29 protein-coding genes, 1 tRNA gene and 1 pseudogene are annotated in these 22,654 nt (G+C 39.6%); 24 read left to right on the top strand and 7 right to left on the bottom strand.

Translation table 11 applies throughout. The annotated features are described in order from the left end of the window. Nucleotides 1-27 precede the first annotated feature (27 nt). From ACOTXI_RS01695 to ACOTXI_RS01640, 12 genes are all read left to right on the top strand, one after another. A complete protein-coding gene (locus tag ACOTXI_RS01695) occupies nucleotides 28-1,656 on the top strand; it encodes an ABC transporter substrate-binding protein (RefSeq protein WP_058654638.1) in 1,629 nt (542 codons plus the stop codon). Between the two features lie 130 nt (nucleotides 1,657-1,786). After that, a tRNA-Ser gene (locus ACOTXI_RS01690) sits at nucleotides 1,787-1,874 on the top strand. Nucleotides 1,875-2,203: 329 nt separating this feature from the next. Beyond that, nucleotides 2,204-3,049 (top strand): DUF6387 family protein, encoded by an 846-nt coding sequence (locus ACOTXI_RS01685; RefSeq protein ID WP_048977741.1) that lies wholly within the window; start codon nucleotides 2,204-2,206, stop codon nucleotides 3,047-3,049. Nucleotides 3,050-3,219: 170 nt separating this feature from the next. Beyond that, entirely contained in the window at nucleotides 3,220-3,432 is a 213-nt protein-coding gene (locus ACOTXI_RS01680) for a helix-turn-helix transcriptional regulator (protein WP_023302112.1), read from the top strand. A 19-nt stretch (nucleotides 3,433-3,451) separates the two neighbouring features. Beyond that, nucleotides 3,452-3,769 (top strand): hypothetical protein, encoded by a 318-nt coding sequence (locus tag ACOTXI_RS01675; protein WP_008499901.1) that lies wholly within the window; start codon nucleotides 3,452-3,454, stop codon nucleotides 3,767-3,769. An 85-nt stretch (nucleotides 3,770-3,854) separates the two neighbouring features. Continuing rightward, nucleotides 3,855-4,151, top strand: coding sequence for a hypothetical protein (locus ACOTXI_RS01670; protein ID WP_048977742.1), 297 nt, complete (start codon nucleotides 3,855-3,857; stop codon nucleotides 4,149-4,151). Nucleotides 4,152-4,201: 50 nt separating this feature from the next. Next, nucleotides 4,202-4,438 (top strand): hypothetical protein, encoded by a 237-nt coding sequence (locus ACOTXI_RS01665; RefSeq protein ID WP_048977744.1) that lies wholly within the window; start codon nucleotides 4,202-4,204, stop codon nucleotides 4,436-4,438. A gap of 54 nt (nucleotides 4,439-4,492) precedes the next feature. Continuing rightward, complete coding sequence (locus ACOTXI_RS01660; RefSeq protein ID WP_048977746.1) at nucleotides 4,493-4,858, top strand: hypothetical protein; 366 nt, start codon at nucleotides 4,493-4,495, stop codon at nucleotides 4,856-4,858. Nucleotides 4,859-4,920: 62 nt separating this feature from the next. Continuing rightward, on the top strand, nucleotides 4,921-5,169 hold the full coding sequence (locus tag ACOTXI_RS01655) for a hypothetical protein (protein ID WP_016243651.1): 249 nt from the start codon (nucleotides 4,921-4,923) through the stop codon (nucleotides 5,167-5,169). Between the two features lie 42 nt (nucleotides 5,170-5,211). After that, nucleotides 5,212-5,607: a hypothetical protein gene (locus ACOTXI_RS01650; protein ID WP_016243650.1), complete on the top strand. Its 396-nt coding sequence runs from the start codon at nucleotides 5,212-5,214 to the stop codon at nucleotides 5,605-5,607. A gap of 215 nt (nucleotides 5,608-5,822) precedes the next feature. Continuing rightward, the gene (locus tag ACOTXI_RS01645; protein ID WP_016243649.1) at nucleotides 5,823-6,374 is read left to right on the top strand and encodes a hypothetical protein; all 552 of its coding nucleotides are present in this window, start codon (nucleotides 5,823-5,825) and stop codon (nucleotides 6,372-6,374) included. A 5-nt stretch (nucleotides 6,375-6,379) separates the two neighbouring features. Beyond that, complete coding sequence (locus ACOTXI_RS01640; RefSeq protein ID WP_016243648.1) at nucleotides 6,380-7,174, top strand: hypothetical protein; 795 nt, start codon at nucleotides 6,380-6,382, stop codon at nucleotides 7,172-7,174. 141 nt (nucleotides 7,175-7,315) lie between these two features. Here the strand turns inward: ACOTXI_RS01640 and ACOTXI_RS01635 are convergent, their stop codons facing one another. The 5 genes from ACOTXI_RS01635 to ACOTXI_RS01615 all read right to left on the bottom strand — a co-directional run bounded on the left by ACOTXI_RS01635 (nucleotide 7,316) and on the right by ACOTXI_RS01615 (nucleotide 11,684). After that, complete coding sequence (locus tag ACOTXI_RS01635; protein ID WP_016243647.1) at nucleotides 7,316-8,023, bottom strand: PIN domain-containing protein; 708 nt, start codon at nucleotides 8,021-8,023, stop codon at nucleotides 7,316-7,318. Between the two features lie 3 nt (nucleotides 8,024-8,026). Next, entirely contained in the window at nucleotides 8,027-8,659 is a 633-nt protein-coding gene (locus ACOTXI_RS01630) for a hypothetical protein (RefSeq protein ID WP_016243646.1), read from the bottom strand. 316 nt (nucleotides 8,660-8,975) lie between these two features. Beyond that, entirely contained in the window at nucleotides 8,976-9,458 is a 483-nt protein-coding gene (locus ACOTXI_RS01625; RefSeq protein WP_016243645.1) for a DUF4756 family protein, read from the bottom strand. A gap of 104 nt (nucleotides 9,459-9,562) precedes the next feature. Further along, nucleotides 9,563-10,770 (bottom strand): IS3 family transposase gene (locus ACOTXI_RS01620; protein ID WP_087776199.1). Its coding sequence is split into 2 segments (ribosomal slippage): nucleotides 9,563-10,449 and nucleotides 10,449-10,770, totalling 1,209 coding nucleotides; the frame shifts between segments, so codons are not numbered across the junction. A gap of 179 nt (nucleotides 10,771-10,949) precedes the next feature. Further along, nucleotides 10,950-11,684 (bottom strand): DNA-binding protein, encoded by a 735-nt coding sequence (locus tag ACOTXI_RS01615; protein ID WP_048977748.1) that lies wholly within the window; start codon nucleotides 11,682-11,684, stop codon nucleotides 10,950-10,952. An 885-nt stretch (nucleotides 11,685-12,569) separates the two neighbouring features. On the opposite strand from ACOTXI_RS01615, the gene ACOTXI_RS01610 reads away from it, so the two are divergent. The 10 genes and pseudogenes from ACOTXI_RS01610 (at nucleotide 12,570) to ACOTXI_RS01565 (ending at nucleotide 19,153) form a co-directional block, all read left to right on the top strand. Beyond that, a complete protein-coding gene (locus ACOTXI_RS01610; RefSeq protein ID WP_024191354.1) occupies nucleotides 12,570-12,902 on the top strand; it encodes a hypothetical protein in 333 nt (110 codons plus the stop codon). 505 nt (nucleotides 12,903-13,407) lie between these two features. Beyond that, nucleotides 13,408-13,974 (top strand): hypothetical protein, encoded by a 567-nt coding sequence (locus ACOTXI_RS01605; protein WP_421633854.1) that lies wholly within the window; start codon nucleotides 13,408-13,410, stop codon nucleotides 13,972-13,974. A gap of 15 nt (nucleotides 13,975-13,989) precedes the next feature. Further along, the gene (locus ACOTXI_RS01600) at nucleotides 13,990-14,541 is read left to right on the top strand and encodes a lipoprotein (protein WP_155020747.1); all 552 of its coding nucleotides are present in this window, start codon (nucleotides 13,990-13,992) and stop codon (nucleotides 14,539-14,541) included. Between the two features lie 10 nt (nucleotides 14,542-14,551). Beyond that, nucleotides 14,552-14,827 carry a hypothetical protein gene (locus ACOTXI_RS01595; RefSeq protein WP_016243640.1) on the top strand — a complete coding sequence of 92 codons (276 nt, stop codon included), beginning with the start codon at nucleotides 14,552-14,554 and terminating at the stop codon, nucleotides 14,825-14,827. Between the two features lie 458 nt (nucleotides 14,828-15,285). Continuing rightward, nucleotides 15,286-15,501 (top strand): hypothetical protein, encoded by a 216-nt coding sequence (locus ACOTXI_RS01590; protein ID WP_008499885.1) that lies wholly within the window; start codon nucleotides 15,286-15,288, stop codon nucleotides 15,499-15,501. A 90-nt stretch (nucleotides 15,502-15,591) separates the two neighbouring features. Then, a complete protein-coding gene (locus tag ACOTXI_RS01585) occupies nucleotides 15,592-15,873 on the top strand; it encodes a helix-turn-helix domain-containing protein (RefSeq protein ID WP_008499884.1) in 282 nt (93 codons plus the stop codon). Further along, entirely contained in the window at nucleotides 15,866-16,966 is a 1,101-nt protein-coding gene (locus tag ACOTXI_RS01580) for a reverse transcriptase family protein (protein WP_016243639.1), read from the top strand. The genes ACOTXI_RS01585 and ACOTXI_RS01580 overlap by 8 nt, the downstream gene beginning before the upstream one ends. A 219-nt stretch (nucleotides 16,967-17,185) precedes the next feature. Then, nucleotides 17,186-17,836, top strand: coding sequence for a hypothetical protein (locus ACOTXI_RS01575; RefSeq protein WP_016243638.1), 651 nt, complete (start codon nucleotides 17,186-17,188; stop codon nucleotides 17,834-17,836). Nucleotides 17,837-17,956: 120 nt separating this feature from the next. Further along, nucleotides 17,957-18,372, top strand: a pseudogene (locus ACOTXI_RS01570) (transposase); the annotation flags it as partial. 190 nt (nucleotides 18,373-18,562) lie between these two features. Continuing rightward, nucleotides 18,563-19,153 carry a hypothetical protein gene (locus ACOTXI_RS01565; RefSeq protein WP_016243637.1) on the top strand — a complete coding sequence of 197 codons (591 nt, stop codon included), beginning with the start codon at nucleotides 18,563-18,565 and terminating at the stop codon, nucleotides 19,151-19,153. Between the two features lie 20 nt (nucleotides 19,154-19,173). On the opposite strand, the gene ACOTXI_RS01560 is transcribed toward ACOTXI_RS01565, so the two are convergent. Beyond that, complete coding sequence (locus ACOTXI_RS01560; protein WP_139156390.1) at nucleotides 19,174-20,010, bottom strand: hypothetical protein; 837 nt, start codon at nucleotides 20,008-20,010, stop codon at nucleotides 19,174-19,176. Nucleotides 20,011-20,413: 403 nt separating this feature from the next. On the opposite strand from ACOTXI_RS01560, the gene ACOTXI_RS01555 reads away from it, so the two are divergent. Further along, nucleotides 20,414-20,614, top strand: coding sequence for a hypothetical protein (locus ACOTXI_RS01555; RefSeq protein ID WP_016243635.1), 201 nt, complete (start codon nucleotides 20,414-20,416; stop codon nucleotides 20,612-20,614). A 21-nt stretch (nucleotides 20,615-20,635) separates the two neighbouring features. After that, on the top strand, nucleotides 20,636-21,139 hold the full coding sequence (locus tag ACOTXI_RS01550; RefSeq protein ID WP_016243634.1) for a hypothetical protein: 504 nt from the start codon (nucleotides 20,636-20,638) through the stop codon (nucleotides 21,137-21,139). Between the two features lie 26 nt (nucleotides 21,140-21,165). Here ACOTXI_RS01550 and mobQ read toward each other — a convergent pair whose 3' ends face one another. Then, nucleotides 21,166-22,575, bottom strand: coding sequence for a MobQ family relaxase (gene mobQ / locus ACOTXI_RS01545; RefSeq protein WP_103786794.1), 1,410 nt, complete (start codon nucleotides 22,573-22,575; stop codon nucleotides 21,166-21,168). Nucleotides 22,576-22,654 lie beyond the last annotated feature (79 nt).

The raw sequence follows: 22,654 nt of genomic DNA, 5'->3' as shown, positions 1-22,654 counted from the left end.
ACAAAAACAGACAATAAGGCGAAGGACATGAAACCACAAACACGCACGCGCTTTACGCTCTCTTTACTTACCGCCGGGATCCTGTGCGCCAGCACGGCGACCTGGGCGGCTAACGTGCCGGCAGGAACCGCGCTGGCCGATAAACAGGAACTGGTCAGGAATAATGGCAGTGAACCGGCTTCGCTCGACCCGCATAAAGTCGAAAGCGACATCGAATTCAATATTATCAGTGATTTATTCGAAGGTCTGGTGAGCGTTTCCCCGTCGGGTGAGGTCCAGCCCCGGCTGGCGGAAAAATGGGAGAACAAGGACAACACCGTCTGGACGTTCCATCTGCGTCCGGGCATCACCTGGAGCGACGGCACGGCGATTACCGCAGAGGATGTGGTCTGGAGCTGGCAGCGCCTGATTGACCCGAAAACGGCGTCACCGTACGCGAGCTATCCGGGCAACATGCATATCGCCAACGCGGCCGATATCGCTCAGGGGAAAAAATCCCCCGACACGCTGGGCGTGAAGGCCATTAACGACACCACCCTGGAAGTGACGCTCACCCAGCCAAATGCGGCGTTCCTCGCGATGCTGGCGCACCCGTCGCTGGTGCCGGTGGATAAAGTGCTGATTGGCCGCTTTGGCGACAAGTGGACCAAACCGGAGCACTTCGTCAGCAGCGGGGCGTATAAGCTGTCGCAGTGGGTGGTCAACGAACGCATCGTGGCGGAGCGTAACCCGCGCTACTGGGATAACGCGCACACCGTGATTAACAAGGTCACCTACCTGCCCATCACCTCGGAGGCCTCCGATGTGAACCGCTATAAAGCGGGCGAAATTGATATTGTCTACACGGTGCCGATCAACCAGTTTGCCCAGCTCAAGAAAACCCTGGGCAGCCAGCTGGACGTGTCTCCGCAGCTGGCGACCTATTACTACGAATTCAATACCACCCGACCGCCGTTCAACGACGCCCGCGTGCGCAAGGCGCTGAACATGGCGCTCGATAAAGACATCATTGCCGGAAAAGTATTAGGGCAGGGGCAGCGCCCGGCGTGGCTCATCAGCCAGCCGGACATCGGCGGCGTTAAGCTCCAGAACCCGGATTACGCCAGCTGGCCGCTGGACAAGCGCATCGCCGAGGCGAAAAAACTGCTGAACGAGGCCGGATATAACGAAAGCCATCCTCTGAGCTTCAACCTGCTCTATAACACTTCTGAATCGCACCAGCGCATCGCGATTGCCGCCAGCTCCATGTGGAAGAAAAACCTCGGCGTGGACGCGAAGCTGCAAAATCAGGAGTGGAAAACCATGCTGGATACCATGCACACCCACAACTTTGACGCGGTGCGTTACGCCTGGATTGCCGACTACGACGACGCGGCGACGTTCCTGAACAACTTCCGCACCGGCGACAGCGAAAACACCAGCCAGTACAGCAATCCGGAATACGACCAGGCGCTGGTGAATGCCGCAAAAGCCAAAACAACGGAAGAGCGGGGTAAGTTCTACCAGCAGGCGGAAGCTCTGCTGGGACGCGATGTGCCCGCCATTCCGGTGTATCACTACGTCCGTACGCACCTGGTGAAACCGTGGGTGGGCGGCTTTACGCCGGATAAGCTGGGGTACTATTACACGAAAGACATGTACATCAAGAAACACTAGGCCTGTGCTGATAAAATCGTCGATGTGTTGTCAGTTCAACCGATTAAACACGTTTTGACTATTTTTACAGCGAACGATTGCTGGCACTCTTTACAGCACGCGGTGAGGTGTTTATAGTTCGCCTCACTCAGGAAGTGTGGCCGAGCGGTTGAAGGCACCGGTCTTGAAAACCGGCGACCCGAAAGGGTTCCAGAGTTCGAATCTCTGCGCTTCCGCCATTTTTATGGCAAAATCAATAACTTACAAAATGTTTTTGATTTTGTCATGCATAAAGTAATGCATTAGAAGCCCGTGTAAAACGGGCTTTTTCTGTATCTAAAATCCGTGTTTTTCATCAAAAATTTATCCAGTCTTAAGCCCTTCCAGCGCAACTAAATCCTTTAAAAGCAGTAATCTGATAACAGAAAACCTGCAGTCCATTTTGTAATACTCGCCAATCTTAAGAACCTACCTGCATGAGATGCTTAGCTGCACGACGTGAATACTGGACAACTTATTGTTCTGTCAGTTAAAACAACTAAAAATGGTAAAAACGGATAGCACAGTAATGAAACGAAGCGAACTCAGGAAAGTACTGGAAGAATGGTTTGATGTTGAACGGTATGAAGCGATAAAGGAACTCACCCTACAGCAATTCTATGTTGAGGTTGAGCGGCGTATATTGGCCTACAATATGCTGATACGTCGGGACACGTTACCGCCTCTGAGCAGAGCCTTATTGGATGATTACCGCTATAAGATCCTCCGAGGCGAAATTTTGTTTAGCGGCGACACATCCACGCAGGGAGATGGGCTTGCCAGAACCTATGCAGTGGTCCCCGTAACCCGGAGCAACGCACAATTATATGCGAAAAGTTTGACACTGATTGGAACCCATCCTGAGACATCCCAGATAAGTCAGTCTGAATACATGTCGGAGTATCTGAAGGAATCCGGTATCAAAAGTCTGTCCTCAATTACCGTCGATATCTTCCTGCAAGAGGCTTCAACCGAAGACATCATCGAACACCTGAAAGTGCTCATTCCCCAATGGAAGAAACAGCTAAAAATGAACGATCCGGCTGTTAGGAAGTATCGCTTTGGCAAAAGCACGTTGAGAAAAATCATCGACTACCGACTCATCCCGATGATGGATCTGATTTTTTGGGGGGCAGATAATAATGATACCAAAATCTCACTTTCATTGATGTCATCGCTGCTGCATGAGAACAGCGAGAAGGACAGGGATGAGGGAATGCTTAAGGTGACTGACTATCCGCTGGCTATGGCGTTGCTGACAGACGAGAACTATCTGAAATCGTTTGAAGATTACATGATGGAAAACAATGTCTTAAAGGACACAAAGATTGTAGATCACGTCAAAGACGAGAAGAAGACGAAAGAAGACAAGTAAAAAAAGGGTTACGTTCGCCCTGAGCGAACGTGATCGCATCCATCCTCAACAATTTTTTTTCTGTTCACATACCCCCATTTTTTTTGAAAAACTCTTTTGCCAACATCCCTAAAACGCCATAAGCGAATTCGCTATTATTGTTCTCGTTGAAACAACAGAGGAAAAAACAAATGAGAAATGAAATCGCAGGTAAAAGATTAATCCGTGTTCCAGAAGTTCTGAGAAGAGTCGGATTTAGTCGAACCACAATGTATGAGCTTATCAAGGAAGGACGATTCCCGGATAAGGTAATCATCGGGGCAAGATCTGTAGCCTTTGTGGAAAGTGAGATTGATGCATGGATTGAAAATACCATTTCCGATTCACGCAGAAATAATAAATAACATAAAAGAGGAAGCGAAAATGAAAGTGAAAAAAATAGAAATAAATGTTAGTAATGATGATACAAAATACTTTGTTCTGAAAAGTGGCGAAGACTATGACTACTATTTGCGATGTATGCATGAATATATGGGGGAAAGGTTCTATCATAACCTTGAAGACGATGGTTATATGGAAGGTGTTTTAAAATCAATAATAGAGAACGGTAAGAAAGATTTTAATGAGTTCTTGAAAAAACATAAATACAAAGCATCGATTAAAAACGTATATTTTGATGAAGTGCTTGTTAACTTGAGGCAGATACATCATGTGATGAGTCACTATATTTTACATACATAATCACTGGCGTCATCTATTCGGCCCCGCAAGGGGCTAATATAAAACTAAATGAATAAAATAAGCATTTAATTATGAGGATATAAGTATGTCTAAAGAAACTGTTATTAAAAATAAATCAACAGAGCTGTTTTATGATCTGGCTTGTAGATCATTTTCCGCAAGCTGGAATATGTTTATGGAAGTTAATGGCGATGGAGATGCCAATGATTATTTGGATGATCCGGATTTTATGAGTCCCTTTATTATTTATGTGATTGACCATATTCAGAATAACTTTGAGAGATTTACCACGCAAGAAGGAAACTGTGGTGATATTTATGAGGTTAACTTTGAACAAGTAGCAGCCCTGTTGGTAGGGTATTCAGAAAACTTTAGAAAGTAAGAACTAATCTTGCCCCGCAAGGGGCTAACTATAAACAGAAGGAAAAACAGATGAAGAATGATATGTCAGTAATCGTAAGTATGTTATGTGAGAAAACACCTGAAGTGATGAGTCTTATCCAAGAGAGCTTGGATATATTTATCGCATTAAGAGGTAGCTCTGTCGAAGAAATCATGAATGATAAGACCTTGTTAGATGATTTAAATCGTTATGTAAATGAGACACTGTATGATGAGATGGATCTGGAATATGGTTCTGTAATCATCAAAATAGTATCTAATAAATAGTATTAATACCTTCTCGATATTTATCTAATATTTAACTTAATAAAAGGAATCAGTATGAAAGAGATTATTTTAAATGAAAGTAATAAAATGGCGATAAATCTTATTACAAATGTATTACAGGGATATTGCGAAACGATCTATAGCATCTCTGAAAAACAGCCTGAAACAGCCATGAATATTTTAACAGGGGAAATGTTATCAGAGATACTTTATGATGTGTTGATTACCTGTGAAGTTGAAGACTATGTTAAAAGTGGAAAAGGAAAAGATGTATCTGAGATCAATATAGATGAGTTAAAGGAAACGATTTTATACTGGCATAAAGAGCATATTATTGAACTTGTACTGAAAAACATAAAACCGGATGATGCTGATGAGCGTATATACTGGAAGTTAAAAATGACTGTGAATCAGTTTTGAAAAATGGCAATATTCCCTCGTGCAGAGGGAAATAATCCTGTAATGAAATGGAGATAACCAATATGATTGATGAATTCCATGTTATGTATATGTATAAAAAAATCCAAGCTGAAGCTGCGACGACAGATATGAAAACACTGGAACAGCTTTTGAAGAAGTTCCGCCAAGTTGTCGCGGAGCGCCGGGAAGAATACTATCAGGAGATTGGTGAGAAAAAGGCTCAGAAATTGAGAGCCAAGAGATTACAACAGTTGATTGAGAAAATGGGACGTGATCGTGTATCACCGGTGGATCTCATTGACTGGCGATAGCCAGTCATAATATTGTAGCTTCAACAAGCAACGGAGGTGTCTATGGGCTGGGAACTTCATATAATAAGAACAGAAAATTGGTTCGATAGCGCAAGCAATCCAATCAGTAGTGAGGAATGGCTCCAGCTTGTTGATGATGATAAAGAACTATCAATAGATCGCAAGAATGGGGAGTTTTTTGCTATATGGAGTGGTCAAAGTGAACACGATGAACCTTGGCTTGATTGGAATGATGGAAGGATTTCGACTAAGCATCCAGACGAGGCGCTTAATTGTAAGATGTTGCAGATAGCTGATAAGTTAAATGCTGTAGTTGTTGATGAGGATGACCATAAATATTTACTACCAAGCGACCTGATGAATCCGTCATGGGCGAACACATCATCTACTGCTAAAAATACATCTTTATGGCGCTGGTTAACTTCTAAGATAAAATAATATTTCCCATCATAAAATAGTTGATTGTTATAACATAAGACAAATTAACGGTTGTGCTTAAATGCTATATCTAAATAGATGGAATAAAAAAACAGATATCTCACGCTAGTGATTTGATTATTTTGCCCTTTTGTTTTTGATAGGTTAGTGTATAATGATTCTTTGCAAATAGTGCAAGTGCATTCGAGTGTATATTATTTTTTATAGTGATCAAAATGGACAAAAAAATAGAATTTCTCTATCAATCTATCAGTGATGTTCAGAGTACAATTAGGGCGATTGATGTTAAAATTGGTTTTCTGTTTGTCGTTGCTTTCATGCCAATAACGTTAGTGAAAGATATATCTGACGCTGTTTTGTTGTTGTGGAAACAATATGATATCTGTAAGCTGCTCATCATTATAATGATATGTTCTTGGATTGTGTCCGTGTTGTATTTATTTTTAGCATTAACTTCTATATCAAATCCTACTTCTGGGATTTATGGGCAGAAACCGAAAGGAATATTTTACGGTGATGGAGTTTTTAAAGTTGAGTATTCATTTATTGGATCTTTTATAAAAGCAAAGGCAAACTACACGGTAAAAGATGTTTTTGATATGTTACCCGATGAAACGCAGATAATGCATGAGTTAATTTATGAAAAGATGAAGTTAACTTATATTAGGGAAATGAAATTCTGCCGATACGCTATTTGCACGAAGTTTATTTATGTCTGGCTATCCTTAAGTATTGGATTGTATCTTTACTCCTTAACTATCAAGTAAACATTATGGATAATGCAAAAAAAGATCAGATAAAAGATATTGTTAATACCGCTCTGGATCGGGCTGAATTACATTGGGAAAATGGTGGGAAAACAATAGTCGTTCATGAAAGCCTTGCAAAAGCTAATTTAGGAATGGAAGGATATGCGATAGATGCAGCTGTTCCATCAATGTTGCCCGGACACCCTTGGGTCTCTGAAGATGAGACAATCATTAGTGAGTTTGTTGCTTTCGTTGCCGATATGCGCGACTCAACAAAACACTTATTAAACGCAATATCTGCAAAGACAGCTGAAGTATCGCAACTGCAACGGGTATTTTATGAAACCTCGGCGCTTTTACCTGCTTTAGCAAAAACAGTAGAATTTGAACAGGGGCAAGTGACAGAGTATTTAGGTGATGGTATTCTTGCATTTTTTAAAGTGAGCGAAGATAACAGAGCCGATGCTATGTATCGTGCTAGACGAGCAGCAATTGATTCAATAGAGGATACGCGTAACATTATTAATATTGCTCTTTCAGAGCGATATTCATTACCTGCGCTGGATATTGGTGTAGGACTTGCAATGAGCAAAGCTATTGTCTCGTTAGTTGGATTGCCTTCAAGTAAGCAACCTAAAGCATTTGGTGAGTGTGTATTTAGGGCGACGAAAATGTCTTCAGGAAGAAATGAAGTTTGTGTAGATGAGCGTATGCAGAAATTCTGGCCTAAATCAAAAGGTGGGCGTGTGGTTTTTAGGCGAAAAATGTTTGGAGAGGGAGAAAAGGCTGTTTCTGGATATCTAATGGGTAAAAGTTAATATTCACAATATTAGGGAAGTAAGCAGTAGAGACAATCTGTACTTAATCAAAGCAATTCACCTCTTGGCAGAAACTGTATAGAATAATAATTTTAACGTTTCTGCCAAATTAGGAGAAGTAAATTTAATCTTTAAATATTTTTATGCTTGCCCTCTTGCTATTGCTAGTACATGATCCACACTATTTATCAATAGTGCCTGATTAGACGAAAATTGAGTATCAAGTGGTGGTTTTAGATCATTGTATGACCCAAAATCATCTTTATTTGCAGTAACGAATATGATTTTCTCATTAAAACCAGCCCCCCGTAGTTCTTGACATAACTCTAAAAAGCATTCAACAATTTCACAATCTTTTGGCTCAAGTTTTCCTTTTCTAGCTGGTGCTTCAAGTTTGCGAACTCTCTGCATTGCTTTTAGCGTATGATCATTAGTTCTTTCAATACACCGACAAGAATTTAGAAATGATTCGGATAAGGACTTTATTTTACTAGATATACTGAGACCTGAAAATTTCGGTGGCATAGAGTAATTGGCATTTAAAACTAAGTTAGTCACGTTAATTGTCGAACTTATACTACGATCTAGCTTTTTTATTTCTTTATCCATAGTGGAAAGAACAGTATCAATGTTATCAATCCACTCCTCGTTAACGTTTTGGCAGGAAACTAACCAACAAGACTTTCCGTTAATTTTGATGAGTTCAAACATGTTGCTTGCATAAGAATCTGACAATCCATGTAAATGGATAGAATTTAATATATCCAATATTGAACATGTATCGAAGAAGAACACTGGTTGTACATTTTTTAACAATTCATCTTTAACTTTGCTTATTGATAAATACATGAATCATTTCTCCATGTACGTGATTAAATCTCTTGCAAAATCATACTCTATAACTAGCTTATGTGCTGAATCTTCACTCCAACCTTGTTCACATAAAACACGGGCAAGATCAGAAGTATTCACATATTTATCTTTTTTACAAGTTTCTACAATAAATGCAAACCATCTCTCTTGATCATTAGGATGTGAACTTCCCGTTGATTTATTCGCTAAAGACGAAAATTTTTTTAATAGCTTTCCTGCTTCACTTCCTACAACATCTTCCTCAGTTAAGGAATCTGAGGTTATTTCAATATCAATTTTTAACTCTAGTGCAACTGGTTTCAAACACGAGTTATAAAAATCTGTGATTATTGTATTATATTCCTCGTGGTTTAGCTGTCCTTTTTCTAAAGGAACAACATTAGGAATATACCAAATATCATTTTCTTTCTGGAAAATGCTTAGACCAGCATCAGGTAAAATGTTATCACCTGACCTTTTAAAGCTAAAAGCAACTTCGCCTAAATACTTTGAGTTTTCCTCACTTTCGTATGCTCTGCTCCAATATGAGTTAGTGGTATCAGTAATTTTTTTTATAAAGTCTATTATTGACTTGTCCTCAATTTTTATAAACACGTCTTTAAATTTTTTCATTTTTATCCTCGTGGTGACGATTTTTATCATTAACTATTTTTATAAAAATCAGATCAAATACAGACATAATGGTTTCGAAATGTTATTGTAAAAAATCAATTAATTCGAACAATACGCATCATTTATATGATTAAAAAATTTCGACTAGACTTATAATCTAACATTAGGGTAATTAGGTCAAGAACAGATTTGAAGATGGGTATCCATATCAAACTTTACGATTCTGGAGCGTAAAAGAGCAGGGGACCAGTAAAAACGGATTAAATGTTGCGTTTGGAATTGACTGATGGTCTCCCAGCTAGTCGATCTTATGATTTTAAACAGCCATTTTCCTTCGTTTTGAACTTGATGATTTGAACTCTACTGATATAGAAGAAAGTTGTTCAAGACTCAGCTCAACAGAGCGCCGGAACTCAAGAGCTGCCTCTGTACGTTGTTTTATCACCAGAGCAATGATTTCGGTATCACTTTTTTCTTCAATGGCTTTTCTATAAAGTATTCGTTCATTAATTAAATCAAAATTTCCTGATGATTTAGCAGCGGTGTTAGCTGCTGAGTAACTTATAGGATTAAGCTCACCAATAAAGCTATCCAAAAGAGATTGTCTTTTCTTATCCAGTCTGCGCAATGTGGTATGTGCAGACCTATATTTTTTTATTTCATATGCAAATGCATCATCATCATCACGTAGCTTACGGTATCCAGTTCTATATTCCTCCATTGATGGATGATTTTTGAGTTCTTCAACCGTATTAAAATATGCTAATAAATCACTGTTGTTTAATTGTACTTTTCTCATATATACCTCGTTAATAAATAGTGGATATATATATGTTAAGATATATAGAGAAGGTGTCAAATTAATGTGATCTTGACCCGCCATTTCCGGACAGCTTTTGTATCTTAAGTTAACGATGCCCGCTGCCGCCGGTATTCTCTCGGAGAGTGATATCCCAGCGCACTATGCGGGTGATTTTCATTGTAATGCGTGAACGCCGCTGCAAGGTTTCGCAGGGCTGTTCTCACATCCGGTTTCGGCATGAACGCGATATAGTCTTCCTTCATCGTCTTCACGAACCGTTCGGCCATGCCATTGCTCTGCGGGCTGCTCACCGCTGTTGTACATGGCTCCAGATTCAGCTCTTTGGCGAACCTCCGCGTTTCATGCGCGGTATATGCTGAACCGTTGTCCGTCAGCCACTGCACCGCTGTGTCGGGCAGCCTGTCGCCGAAGCGCTTTTCCACCGACCTCAGCATCACATCCTGCACGGTCGAACTGTCATAGCCTCCCGTGCTTGCTGCCCAGTCTATGGCCTCACGGTCGCAGCAGTCCAGCGCGAACGTTACCCGCAGTTTTTCGCCGTTGTCGCAGCCGAACTCGAAGCCATCTGAACACCAGCGCATATCGCTTTCTGCCACCGCTATCTTGCCCTTATGTTCACGCTTCGGTCGCTCTGGTTTGTGATGCAACAACAACAGGTTATGCTCGCTCATTATCCTGTAAAGCCGTTTGGCATTCACAGGTGGCTGTCCCTCTGTGCGACGTTGCTTGCGCAGGATGCCCCACACGCGTCGATAACCATAACTCGGCATATCGCTGATAATGTTGAGGATAGCCGACAGTATTTCTGCGTCTGCTTCTTCATTACGCCGGTTACAGCGCCTGTCCTGCCAGTCGGCAGAACGGTTAATCCGCAGTGACAGTTGCGCACGCGACACGCCCATGGTCCGGCTGACCATGGCTATTCCCCGTCCTTTGGCAACAAGGGCGCGTGCGCTATCCATTTTCGCGACTGACCGTACTCCACGGCTTCTTTCAGGATCTCAACTTCCATCGTCTTCTTGCCCAGAAGGCGCTGAAGCTCCCGGACCTGCTTCAGAGCAGCAGTAAGCTCAGAAGCAGGAACGACTTCCTCTCCAGCCGCAACGGCGGTGAGGCTGCCTTCCTGATATTGCTTCTTCCACTTAAACAGCAGGCTGGGCTGGATACCATGCAGGCGGGCGACATGGGAGACATTCATACCCGGCTCCATCGTCTGCTGGATAATGGCGATCTTCTCCTGAGGAGTTTTACGTTTACGGACTTCTTGCCCTAACAGGATCCCGGTCATCTCAAAATTGGTGTTAGTGTTAGACATATATTCAAGCCTATCTCTTATCTGGAGATACAGCTACTGTCTGGTGTTTCAGGGGGCTACATCAGTGTCAAATTAATGAGGGGTTAAATATTTCATTTCTACTTTTGTAGCATAAAAGTATTAAGGATGTTTTTCCTTATTATTATCCTGTTTTAGGATGCAGCTTTTAGATAGGGGTCGATATCAGACACGTCTTTTCTTGCTACCTCATTTTCTTTTGTTCTTTTATATACCTTGCGAGGTTTATCGATCTGGACACTGTTTTTAGCATTAGGAACAGCATTATTTTTCTTCTTCTTGCTAAAAACAAAGGCATCTGTATAGATCTCTTTATTTTCAGTTTCCAAAGATAAGTTTCGTCTTTCTTTCTGTGAAAGATCTGTATAATACTCTGGATATTGTTCAATATCAGCATTGAGGCTTTTAGCATTACTCAAATGCTCTTTACGTTTCTCATCAAGTTGATGGCTCATACCCTTGGCGAAAATATTAGAGTTGATATACAGGTGTCCATGATGTTCAACCAGAATACCTTTTTGCTTTAGCTTTTTGAATATGTTTGACATATTACCGGATGCGATATTCAATGCCTTGCAGAGTGATGCTTGAGACAGATTGATAAGGTTTCCAAACTCCATATATTCTAAAATATAAGTTAATACACGGAATTCATTCTTCGATATGTCCAGATCAGAAAAAACACGAAAGTTAGAAGTAAAAGCAAAAACATAAGGCTGTGCAAATGAGATCGCTTTATCTTCTTCTGTTGCAATAACGGTGGTTGATTTTATATCTTTGTTTTGTAGCAAGTGTCTTGCGATATCAATCTTTTGCTCTGTGGTTAATGTTTCAAATAAGCGAAGTAGTTCAGTGTCATTAGTATTCATATTATTCTCTCTTATAGTTTTTATTATGCCTATTTTAATACTATGCAGAAAAATGAAAGTCAATAGTAAAACTATAAATAAAATAGAACTTTTATTATTATGACATTGCTATATGTTAAAAAAACTATGTTTAAACATAGATCCCGCTATGTTTAAACATAGGACGATTCTATGTTTAAACATAGGGAACTGCTATGTTTAAACATAGGAAAAAAAGGTGTGAAGCCTTGGTTTTATTGGGCTGGGACAGTGCTTATAATTAAATAATTAGTAAGAAGTTAAGAGAGTCTAGCTTTCCTTTTACCGTATGTGCAGAGAGTTTTACGTAAAAATATGTGGTTTTCTGGAGAGTTATTTGCAGCGAAGTGATTGTTTCGTACAATCACGTAGCGCTGCTGATGTTTCAGGAATACCGAAATTGTTTTACCTTTATTTTATTGGCGGCTGTCGCCGAAATTCTTTATGGATAAATCCATCATTAACAGGGATAAACCCTGTTTCAGCAATGTGATTGTTTTGAACAATCACTAAGTGCTGCTTCTCTGTATATAGTTTTCCTATACGATTAAGAGCAAATGCTATATGTTTTAGTGTTAATACTGTTATGATGTATAGGATCATATATATCTTATTATAATTAAAAGAACAGAGATTGATCCTTTTGGCTTTTCCCTCAAACATAGCAAATACCATTGTTAAAACGTTAAATATATTTTACAGCGTTAGGGCGTAGCCGTGCGTCAGCACATGAGCTTTAGCTCATAAGATAAATATTTTTTCAAAAGAATAAGAAAAAAACAGGTAAAGCGTTAATTAACAAAAGTTAAATTTGATCTTCACCAATCTTATATGGTATTAAATAATAAATAAGAAGGAAAATAAATGATGAACAACATTAAGATTATTACACTCTTTCATGCAAATGAAAAAATACCATTTATAACTTGTATAGTTAAAAATGTTGAAGAGAATGAACAAGGAATAAAACTCACTTTGGAATATGGTGATAATATCCATGTCAAAGATTATGACTATTTCTTCTTATCAGAATCAGCAAATGAGTGTGATCAGGAACGAATGATTAATACATACAGAAGATTGATTTCTGAACTGAGCCAAGTTAGCGAAGAAACAATAGAGTCCTTAGTTCCGAATATATCGAATAATATGAAAACCAATTTCCCGGCAAGCGGTGTGAGTGCTTTGGAAGATGATTGAAAAATCTGAATGGTAGCAACCATTCCATATGAAACAGCATATTAAAACATGCGTTGCATACAGGTTTTTGCAACACCATATCTGAAGATAGCTACGTTACCTGAGATCTAACAATCCCTGTCTACGTAATGGTCGACAGGGTATTACCTGTTCCGACCTATACCTTTCTATCTCCATCCATGTGCAAACAGCTACTGACATGGCTCTTCGTGCACATTACACCACTTATTGATCGATATAATAGATCAATGAATTACTTTTGATAGATTTTAACTATCAAAAGAGCGTCAATTGATCGGTGTTTTAATTGTTTATATCGATCGATTATGTATTTATGATAGTTTAAATCTATCAAATGATTTGAATTCGATCGATACAAACGATATGACGAACAGAAAAATAAATTGAATCCTATCAATTGATTAATGCTTTTTTACAGCCCAGAGAGACCAACCTATGGGTAGGGCTGTCTTTGACATAAAGTTTCCACACATTGGGGATAGATATGAAATTACGGATAGTGATGCCACTGGTGCTGTCTGCTGCCGCACTAACAGGATGCCAGCAGCTCAACGATGGCGTGAATACAGTTAATGGAGCAATCAGCTCGTCGTTGTCTTCAGTAGGTAAAGCGCTGGGGGGAACCGCCACCACTCAAAACCTTGGTCCGGTATCGTCAGTATCTGGCCTTGGTGCTGTCTGCAAAGACTATGAAGAAAATGCAATGGCAGCAGAAAAGAAATGGGCAGGCAAAAGGATTTCTATCACCAATGCCACTGTTCTTGAAGTTACGAAGGGCAGAAGTGCCAGCGATATGATGACGGGAATGCCCAAAACAACCCCTAACTATTACCTGCTCTTTAAAACAACCGATACCAGCTACTGCGGCGGGATGGTCTGGCTGGATTACTACTCTGGTATTGATGATGCCGTTCTTACTTACAAGAAAGGCCAGAAAGTCAGCGTCACCGGAACGGTAAACAATTTCGAAGTCCGTGGGTTCGCTACCGTCAACAACGCCGATATGCCAGTTCGTCTGGTTGTTCTGAGAAACGGCACAATCAATCATTAATTCTGGGATAACACTATGCGTAAATTTTTACTCGTGGCGGGTCTTGCTGCTCTTGTATCGGGATGCGGTGAAAAAGGCGATTTTGAGAAAGCGATCAACGGGAAAATATCACAATCAAAGCTGTGCTACTCCCTGCAGGACAACGACATTGTATTTAATAAAGGTTTTCCGATTAAGGTTAACCGTGGCTACCGTTCTGCCAGATACAGTGCCAGTGATGAAATCCTTAAAGGACTTGTTGAACAAGGGCTGCTCACTGTTTCACAACAGGCAAATGGGTTTAGCAGTGTTGATGTTCTGGAAGTAACTGACAAGGGCCAAGAGGTTGAGTTTTGGAACCGTGAGAATGGTGCCTGCGTCGGTCATCGGGAAGTTACTGAGATAAAGGAATGGACCGAACCGGGAAACGGTAATCAGAAAGTTGTTCGCGTATCTTATACATGGAAGTTGGCGGATGTTCCTTCATGGGTGGACAAAAAAGCGTTCTCCAGCGTCAAGGGTATGAATGAACCTGAAGAGAGCATGATTAACATTGTTAAAACCAGCAATGGCTGGAAAGCGCTCTAAGGGGTCTATCATGGAAAACAAAACTATCCAGTGTCCTTTTTGCTTGAAAGAGAGCCAGCGCGGTGTTCATGTCTGCACCGGCTGCATGGCGACTGTTTTATATGGGGCTTATCCGCAGTGGTATGCTTTCGTGGTTATATTGCTTACCTTTGGCCTGTCTATATTGATCGGAATGTCTGCGGGGATTGCTGGGGCTACTATCAGCCTACCAATAATTGCTATTGTGGCTTTTATAGCTGGTAAGGCGATCTTCTCTGATAATGTTGTGTTCAGGAGGAGGATGTAAAACCCCCTTACTGTAAGTGCAAAAAAACCATGTCTGCGGATGTAGATGTGGTTTTTTATTGCATAATAAATAATTTTATATTCCAAAATGATATATGTGATATGTTGCCTGTCAGGCAACACTTGGCTATTATCAAATCATGGACGAACGAACTCGTTTGTCTTTGCTCTTTAAAAACCTCTAGGATCGGTAAAGGACTGAGTGAAATTTTCAGTCAACCATTTCTCCAATACGAGACGTGGCCCATGTCCCTCTTCATTGTGATCGTAACTTTATGCGAAATGTATGTAGCAATCGTATATCTACGATACGGCATTGTTTAATGCTGAAATGGCGGGGTATCCAATCAGTTGTGTTGGATGGGTGTTGGCTGGCTTTGTCTACGGTGTGCAACACGATCCACAGGACATTTTGGCGGGGATGCAAGTTGCATCGTGTTGTTAAAATGAGAGGTTTTTATGAAAGATGTTTTAGACACTTTGCGCCGAGTGCGTGAGAAGAGCAAACACACTGTAGACAATAGCTCTTTGAAAGAACTGGATGATGCAATACAAGCCCTTGAAGAGAGAATCAGGGAAAATTCAAAAGGCTGGTCTGCCTTAGATTATCTTCCCTATGTTGCTAGGATCTTGGCTGTAGTTAAGTTTCTACACGGTGATTCTGATATTCATTGATTTCTACCTACTAAGGAGATTTGTTATGTATCCATCTTCATTTTTTGAACGAGCAGCCAGCCATGTCAATCCCATTATCTGAGGTACATTATGTTAGATATTGGTTCAACCATTAAACTATGCCGTGAAGCACGTAAACTCACACTACAAGAACTATCAGATAGAACGGATTTAACTAAATCTTATTTATCTCGTATAGAAAACAATCAAAGAGATCCTACTATTACAGCGTTAGAAAAAATATCATTAGCGCTACACATTCCACTAAATATCATTATCCTTCTTTCTGAAAGTGAAGAGGCAAATGATGAGTTTTCTGATATCAATAATATGCTCAAAAAAACTATAATGGATACGTTAGTTAATGCATAAAAATTGGAGTTATTCAAACAGGCCACTTGCTAATATAGAGTCTCTATTAAAAATGCTAGAAACAAACGAAGAGAGGCTCGCTTATGTTTTAAAAAACAAAAAGAAATTTTTCAAAACGGTACCAGTATTAAGAAAAGGAAAAAAAAGAACGACGTATAAAGTGGTTGGGGAGTTATTAAAAATACATGAGCTTATTAAACAGCGTGTTTTTTCGGGGATATCACTCCCGGAGTATATTACTGGAGGTAGGAAAGGAGTCAGCTATATAGATGATTGTATATCACATCGGAATAAGTCAATTATCATTCAAGAAGATATGAAGGATTTCTTTCCTTCTATAAAAGAAGATCTGATAGCTAAAGCATTTCAATATTACATGAACTTCTCTCCTGAAGTTTCTTCATTAATAGCCAATCTGTCAACACTTGAAGGCTCACTTGTTCAAGGAACTAAATTAAGTACTGACATTGCCAACTTGATATTTTTAGAAGAGGAGGCTCTTATCAGTGCAGAAGTCGGAAAAATAGGTGGAAACTACACGAGATATGTCGATGATATAACTATTAGTTTCGAATCAGAGATTAATAATGAAGATATTTCAAAAATAAAAACAATGATTTTGTCAATGGCGCTAAAAAGTGGGGTTAGATTAAATAGACAGAAATCAAAAGTTTTGAGGAATGGTCAGTCCAAAATTGTACATGGTGTAAAAGTAATCAAAGAGCTTAGGCCAACACAAAAAAGAAAAGATAATATAAGGATGTGTCTTTTCAATTTGAAGAAAAAAGTGATTGAAAAGGAAAGTGTTATGGATGTTCTTATTTTGTATTTTAAAATTAGAGGGTTAGCAAATACCTTAAAGCAGCAAGGTGATAAAAATCATGCTGAGTATATAGAACAAGCCAAACAGTTAGTTGCTGGTGTTGACAGAAAGGATGCAATAAAATCAATCAGGGAGATGAGAAAGGTTAAGGATATCAGGAAGTTAAGATCATTATATTCAAAGTTAAAACCATTAGGTAATTCATCTAAAAGTATATCTGCTATTTTGGATGTTGAATATAAAACCTGCAAATGTAAGCTAAATAGCTAACTGATCGATAAATTATGGGGGGTTACATTATTTATCAACACGATAACCGCATGGTCTCAATCGTGGTGAATTACAAATATGGCTCATTTCTCGTAATCTGCGGGTGAAGTATAGACCCAGTCCGCTTAATAAAAGATGTGGTTTTTTGTTACACGTTTATCATGTTCAATGCCAGTGGTATCGTGTTTCATTAACTGGAGTTTTTGTGGTGAATAAAAAATGAATAACAGACTTAATCAGCTATACATCAAAAACAATGATATTATTAATGAATATAGGAAAAAACATTCAGATAAAAATCTTCATGGACCACTTCTTTTAAATATCAGTAATTATTCATCTCAGAAGATAAAATTGATGGTTGTAGGGCAAGAGACGTTCGGCTGGAATAAATCTCTCTCAATAGTAGAACAGCGAACCACTTATCAAGATTTCAATTTTGGATCATCATACTACAGTAGTGCTTTTTGGAATGTAATTAGGAAAGTTGAAAGATCACTAAGTATTGAGCCATATGCTATTGCGTGGTCTAATCTTAATAGATTTGATGTTGATTGCGGCTCACCTGATCGTACAGAACTTGCACAAGATATTGCTTCGCTAGACTATCTAGTTAAAGAGGAAATTAGTATTCTTAAACCCGATGTATGTATATTTTTTACGAATCACAAGTATGATAAAAGACTGAGAGACTTATACCAAGATTTAGTTTTTGATAATATTCATGGATTGCCAAAGAAACACTTTACAAAATTAAATCACCCAGATCTTCCGAAGCATACACTTAGAGCGCCGCATCCTAGAACAATTAGAACGCAACGATGGGAAGATGATTTTATTATGGCTGTCTCACAATTTAAAAATAGTTGATTAGCAATATATTATTTTAATAATACATGCCAAGTAAAAAAGAAGATATGGTAATGACTCCGAAAAACCAGTACATACATAAGTAAAATATTCTTCTAACCTGAATGCAGGGGGATTTCTATGAAACGATCACGTTTTACTAACATTCAGATCATCACCATTCTCAAAGAGGCAGAGGCGGTACCCCGGTGCCTGAATTGTGCCGGGAGCATGGCATCAGAAGTACCTTTTATTATAAATGGTGCTCAAAGTTTGGCGGGATGGACGCGGCACTGATGAGCAGCTCTGAAAGAGCTTGAAGAAGAGAACCGTCGGCTGAAAAAAATGTATGCCGATGAGCGTCTGAAGGCCGAAATTATTCAGGAAGCGATGGCAAAAAAGTGGTGAAGCCATCAGACCGGAAGCGGATGGAGCAGTATGCATCAGAACACCGGGAGATCTGTATCCGTCTGGCCTGTTAGCTCTTTGTTGTCAGCGAATGTTGCTACCGCTGCAGGCGCTTACTGAGTCAGACGTCGTTCGCCACGGGGTACTGGTGCTATGATCGGCATCGCTCAGTCCGGTTGGTGATTTTGGTTGGTTTGGCGATTGATCAGATCGCACAATTCGGGCTGAGTTCCCTTTAAGTGATCTATTATTCCGCGCAGCTATTTAGCGAAAGACGTGCAGTATGGTAAATTGGACTGTCTATTTTTCATTCCCTGAGAGTGTGAGACGAGGTTGATAGTGAAGTATATAGGCATTACAGACCATGCAAGGCTTAGAGTCAAACAACGTACAGTACTTTCTACAGATGATGTAATGTCATTACTTTATAGCAGTTCCTATGTGAATTTGGGTTCTAAGCCGGGAATTCAAAAAGCGCATTTGTTGATATACAGTAATATCGAAAATGCTTGGTTTGTTGTAGTTCGGGATGTTTTGAATGGTGATGTGATTACGTTTTTGACAGAGGATTATCACGTTAATCTATTCGGAAAAATAAGTGATGTCGATAAAAAGGAAGCATATGAAAAAGCAACAAGACATTCATCTCAAAGTAATGGGGGAGAGTCGAAAAATATAAATATCTCTTTGAGTTTTGTCGATTGCTATGGGGCAGTAAAAACAAAAAAAATAAAATCCTTTCCTTATGATGGAAAAAATATATCAAAGGATGCTTTTTTGTTGTCTAAGGATTTTAAAACGTTAGTTAAACAAGTTAAGAGTGGTGTTGAAAGTGGGGAGGTTGGAGACGTCTTTATCGGTACTAATTATGAACCAGTATACTTGAAGGTCGCATATAGTAAGAGTGACTATGTTATTATTGATATTTGATGTTCACTCTTACTTTTATGTTAGCGATTCTTCAGCTCATTACATGTACTACATGGTGTAAATCCTATGGCATCAAGTATATCACTTGAATATGCATGGTTTGTTATCTTATTTATTTTTGTTATTTTTTGGAAGATTTCTGCTTTTACAGTTTCTTTTAAAAGATGCCAATCGCAGATTGTTTTATGTTCGTCTGGTCCCATTTTTCCCTCGTTAAGAAGTTTGTCTCGCAGATGTGACGCAGCACCGAATTTCTGTACTATCCTTTTGTTATTCTGATAAAAAACGAGAGCGTTTGAGATGCTTTTTGCACACGGTTCTTGGTCTGACTCAAGAATGCTGAGCATATCTTGAGTGTTCGCCTTCCCACTGTTTCTGTGATGCATTTTACCTATGGAATTAATGTTTGTACCAAATTTAATGTTGGCGCTAAAATAAAACACATCTGGATTGGTGGTAAATGTTGTGATATTTTCAATGAAAAACTTTCTGTACTCTTCTATTGATTTTTCAGGTATTTCATCTGGGATTGTGAAGTTTTGATAGTCCGATGTTATTTTGGGACAGTTATCGTAGTAATGATATGTCTTATGACGACTTATAAAAACGACCCTTTCTCTCATTGCTGCATTGGTAATTAGTTTTCTTTTTTTTGTTTTTATGGTTTCAGGTGTTTCATTATTTAGAATTTCATTAATTGCAATCATATTTCCAAGCGAAGATATTTCTGATTTTGTAAGGATTGCTGCTTTTGAATATCCATGTATGATCTTCTCAATGGCGCTACATGCTTTTGATGTAATGTCATAATCTATTTCTAAAACACCTGAAATTGAGTAAAGAGTACTTTTTGTCACAAATACATTCATTGCATTTACCCTTGTTCACTGCGAAGGAATGCCTCTATTTATCATAAAAACTATCAACTATTAAAGTATTTTTAGTTCTATAAACCATTGTATGGGCGTTTCCCTTGAGACCGTAGGCGAAAGCGCGATGTGGAGTGGTAAGTTTAATGATGATAAAAACTACGATAAGGGTGAAACTTTGTTAGAAGAGGATGTGGCAGGGATGGTGTAAGATTCACACTGTGACCTATCTGGATCATGCATGGTATGGTTTGGGATACAAATGCTTTTATATTAAACTGCTTTAAAATCAATTATATAGAGCCATCTTTCCTTAGTGTGAAAACTGTATAAATAATTGACAAAAAGAGATTTTTGTCTTAAATTTGTTCAAGAGTTATAGGAGGTTATTATGCTGAGTTTAAAGGCCAAAGAACATCAAATGCTGCTCAAGCGTGGTGCGCATATTGACGAGTCGGATCTGATCAAAGCACCTGTTTGTAATGGCACAAGAGAAGAGCGTTTACAGTCTCTTTTAGAGTGGCAACGTCATGTTGCAAAAACAGTTCTTGGTGAAGATCAAGAGGATATCCCTCATCTTCTTTATAAATAATGGATTATGCGCTAATTAAATATGCCTGCTATCGTTTATTATCATCCAGAGTTTATTAGTGGTAGTTATCGAGGAGAGAAATTTTGTGATTTCTCTCTTTTGACTAATGATTTTACTTCGAATTGTGAAGCTGTCCTTTTATCACTATTTGTCCTTGATGTTGAAGATGGAAAACTTCTTAGAGGGAAAAATAAGCCATCTTGGACTGATACTAATGGTGATGAAATATCAATCCTTGTAGGATATAAATCAGGCCGTCATTGGCATTATCATATTGGACCATATAATCCTAACTCAACATATACTCAAGCCAAGATCCGTGATTTAAATATGTCAGGGGCAACATCCGCAGCAGTTATTCATTACAGATGGTATGATCCTACAACTAAGAAAAAGTTAATAATATTATCTTTTGGTCCGGGACACCGTAAATTTCCCAAAACCAGAGACTTGCCTAATCATTTAAATTCTAGAGGTGGACTTATCAGCTTTGCTAAACTTATCAAAGCTATCACGGATAAATGATATTATAGTTTCTTTCTGTTATAGCTCTACGAATCTGAATCTCTACCTCGTGATCTCGGTGGTCTAAACTTTGGATAGCTATTCTTTCTCACCTGTTCAGGTGGTATGGATGGAGTGAGATCCATAATGTGATCATGTTCTGGCTGATCCTGCTTAAGACGACTTGGAAAACGCCTAATTTCATCAGATGTTGGTTTGTAGTCATCCTTGTTAAATCTGGCACGTCTTTCATGCTCAGCGCGTGGGACGTAGATGCCTTGAACTTCATCAAAGACATAGTTTTCAGAAATACGCTTATCGTGTTCCGCATCGACTGAAACAGGGGCTGGCTTCTTCTTGGCCCAGATGAATTTCTCTCTTATATAATCTGCTACCAGTAAGGTGAAGCGCTTGAAGATCCCATCCTGACGGGGTTTAACCTGCTTTCTCTTACTTTTAACAGGAGCGCGTTTAAGTGCTCTTGCCGTTGAAGTGGATGGGGTTTTCAGTGTAGTGCGTGTATGAGGCGCAGGAGCAACCAGTACAGGTTTCTGCGAAGCTCTACCTGTGTTATCCGGGATAACAATTTCCTCCGGTTCAGCCAGTGCATGAACCCTAAAGCTGGCAACATCAACCACGATGTCTAATGGTAGATCTTTAAAGGTAAAGTAGGCTTCGTCAGCTTCTTTTTTCAGCTCATCACGTATCGCTTGCTCTGCAGCACGTTGTTCCTGAGCGGCAACAGTGCCCCAGCGGTCACGAGGAATATGAAGTATTGGATCGCGGTTTGTTTCAATAGCTTTAGCCAGCCAGATTGCTTTCTCTTCGTTTGTAGCAGCAGCCGTAGCCTGTTCAAGGGCTTCCTCATACTGAACCCTGATAGAACGGTGATCAATGCGTTCATCGTGACCATACAGCTCAAGGAAGCCATTACAGATTTCCTGCCAGCCCTTACGCCAGCTATCAAGCATTTCAGGCTTATCCCACTCACGGACTTTTTTACCAAAGCCGGTAGAAAGAACCTCACGGGTTGTTCCCATGATATGGATATGCGGGTTATGACCATTGATATCGTGGATAACAACATCAGCAATGATGCCTTGCTGGGTAAAGTGCTCAAGAACAAAAGCTGTAGTCAGTTCAATGTTCTGTTCTGGTGTTAGATCGGCGGGGAGGGCAATTTTAAACTCTTTGGCAAGACGCGCATCTTTTCTCTTCTCTGAAGCCTCAACAGCGTTCCAGAGTGTTTCACTGTCAACAATCAGGTCAGGAGGGGTATGTTCAGGTGCAAAAATCTGCGCAAAGGCAAGGTCCTTTTTATGTGCAGTTTTGCGACCGCAAATTTCACCTGTTCTGTTATCGAAGAAAACTTTACGATGACGATATGCAGCAGAGTTAACTGAAGACTGACCTTCGCCTCTGCTGATGTTCTCCATTTTAAAACTGTATATCGCCATCCAAGTATTCCTCAATGCCAAATGCTGCTTTTCGTTTTACGTAAGGAAAACGCCGGGGTTGACGTTGACCTTGATTTTG

Source organism: Enterobacter cloacae complex sp. BZL2005 (genome assembly GCF_049238885.1).
Taxonomy (GTDB): Bacteria; Pseudomonadota; Gammaproteobacteria; order Enterobacterales; family Enterobacteriaceae; genus Enterobacter; species Enterobacter roggenkampii.
Note: the sequence above shows the minus strand (reverse complement) of the source record. Positions and strands in the feature narration are given on the sequence as shown.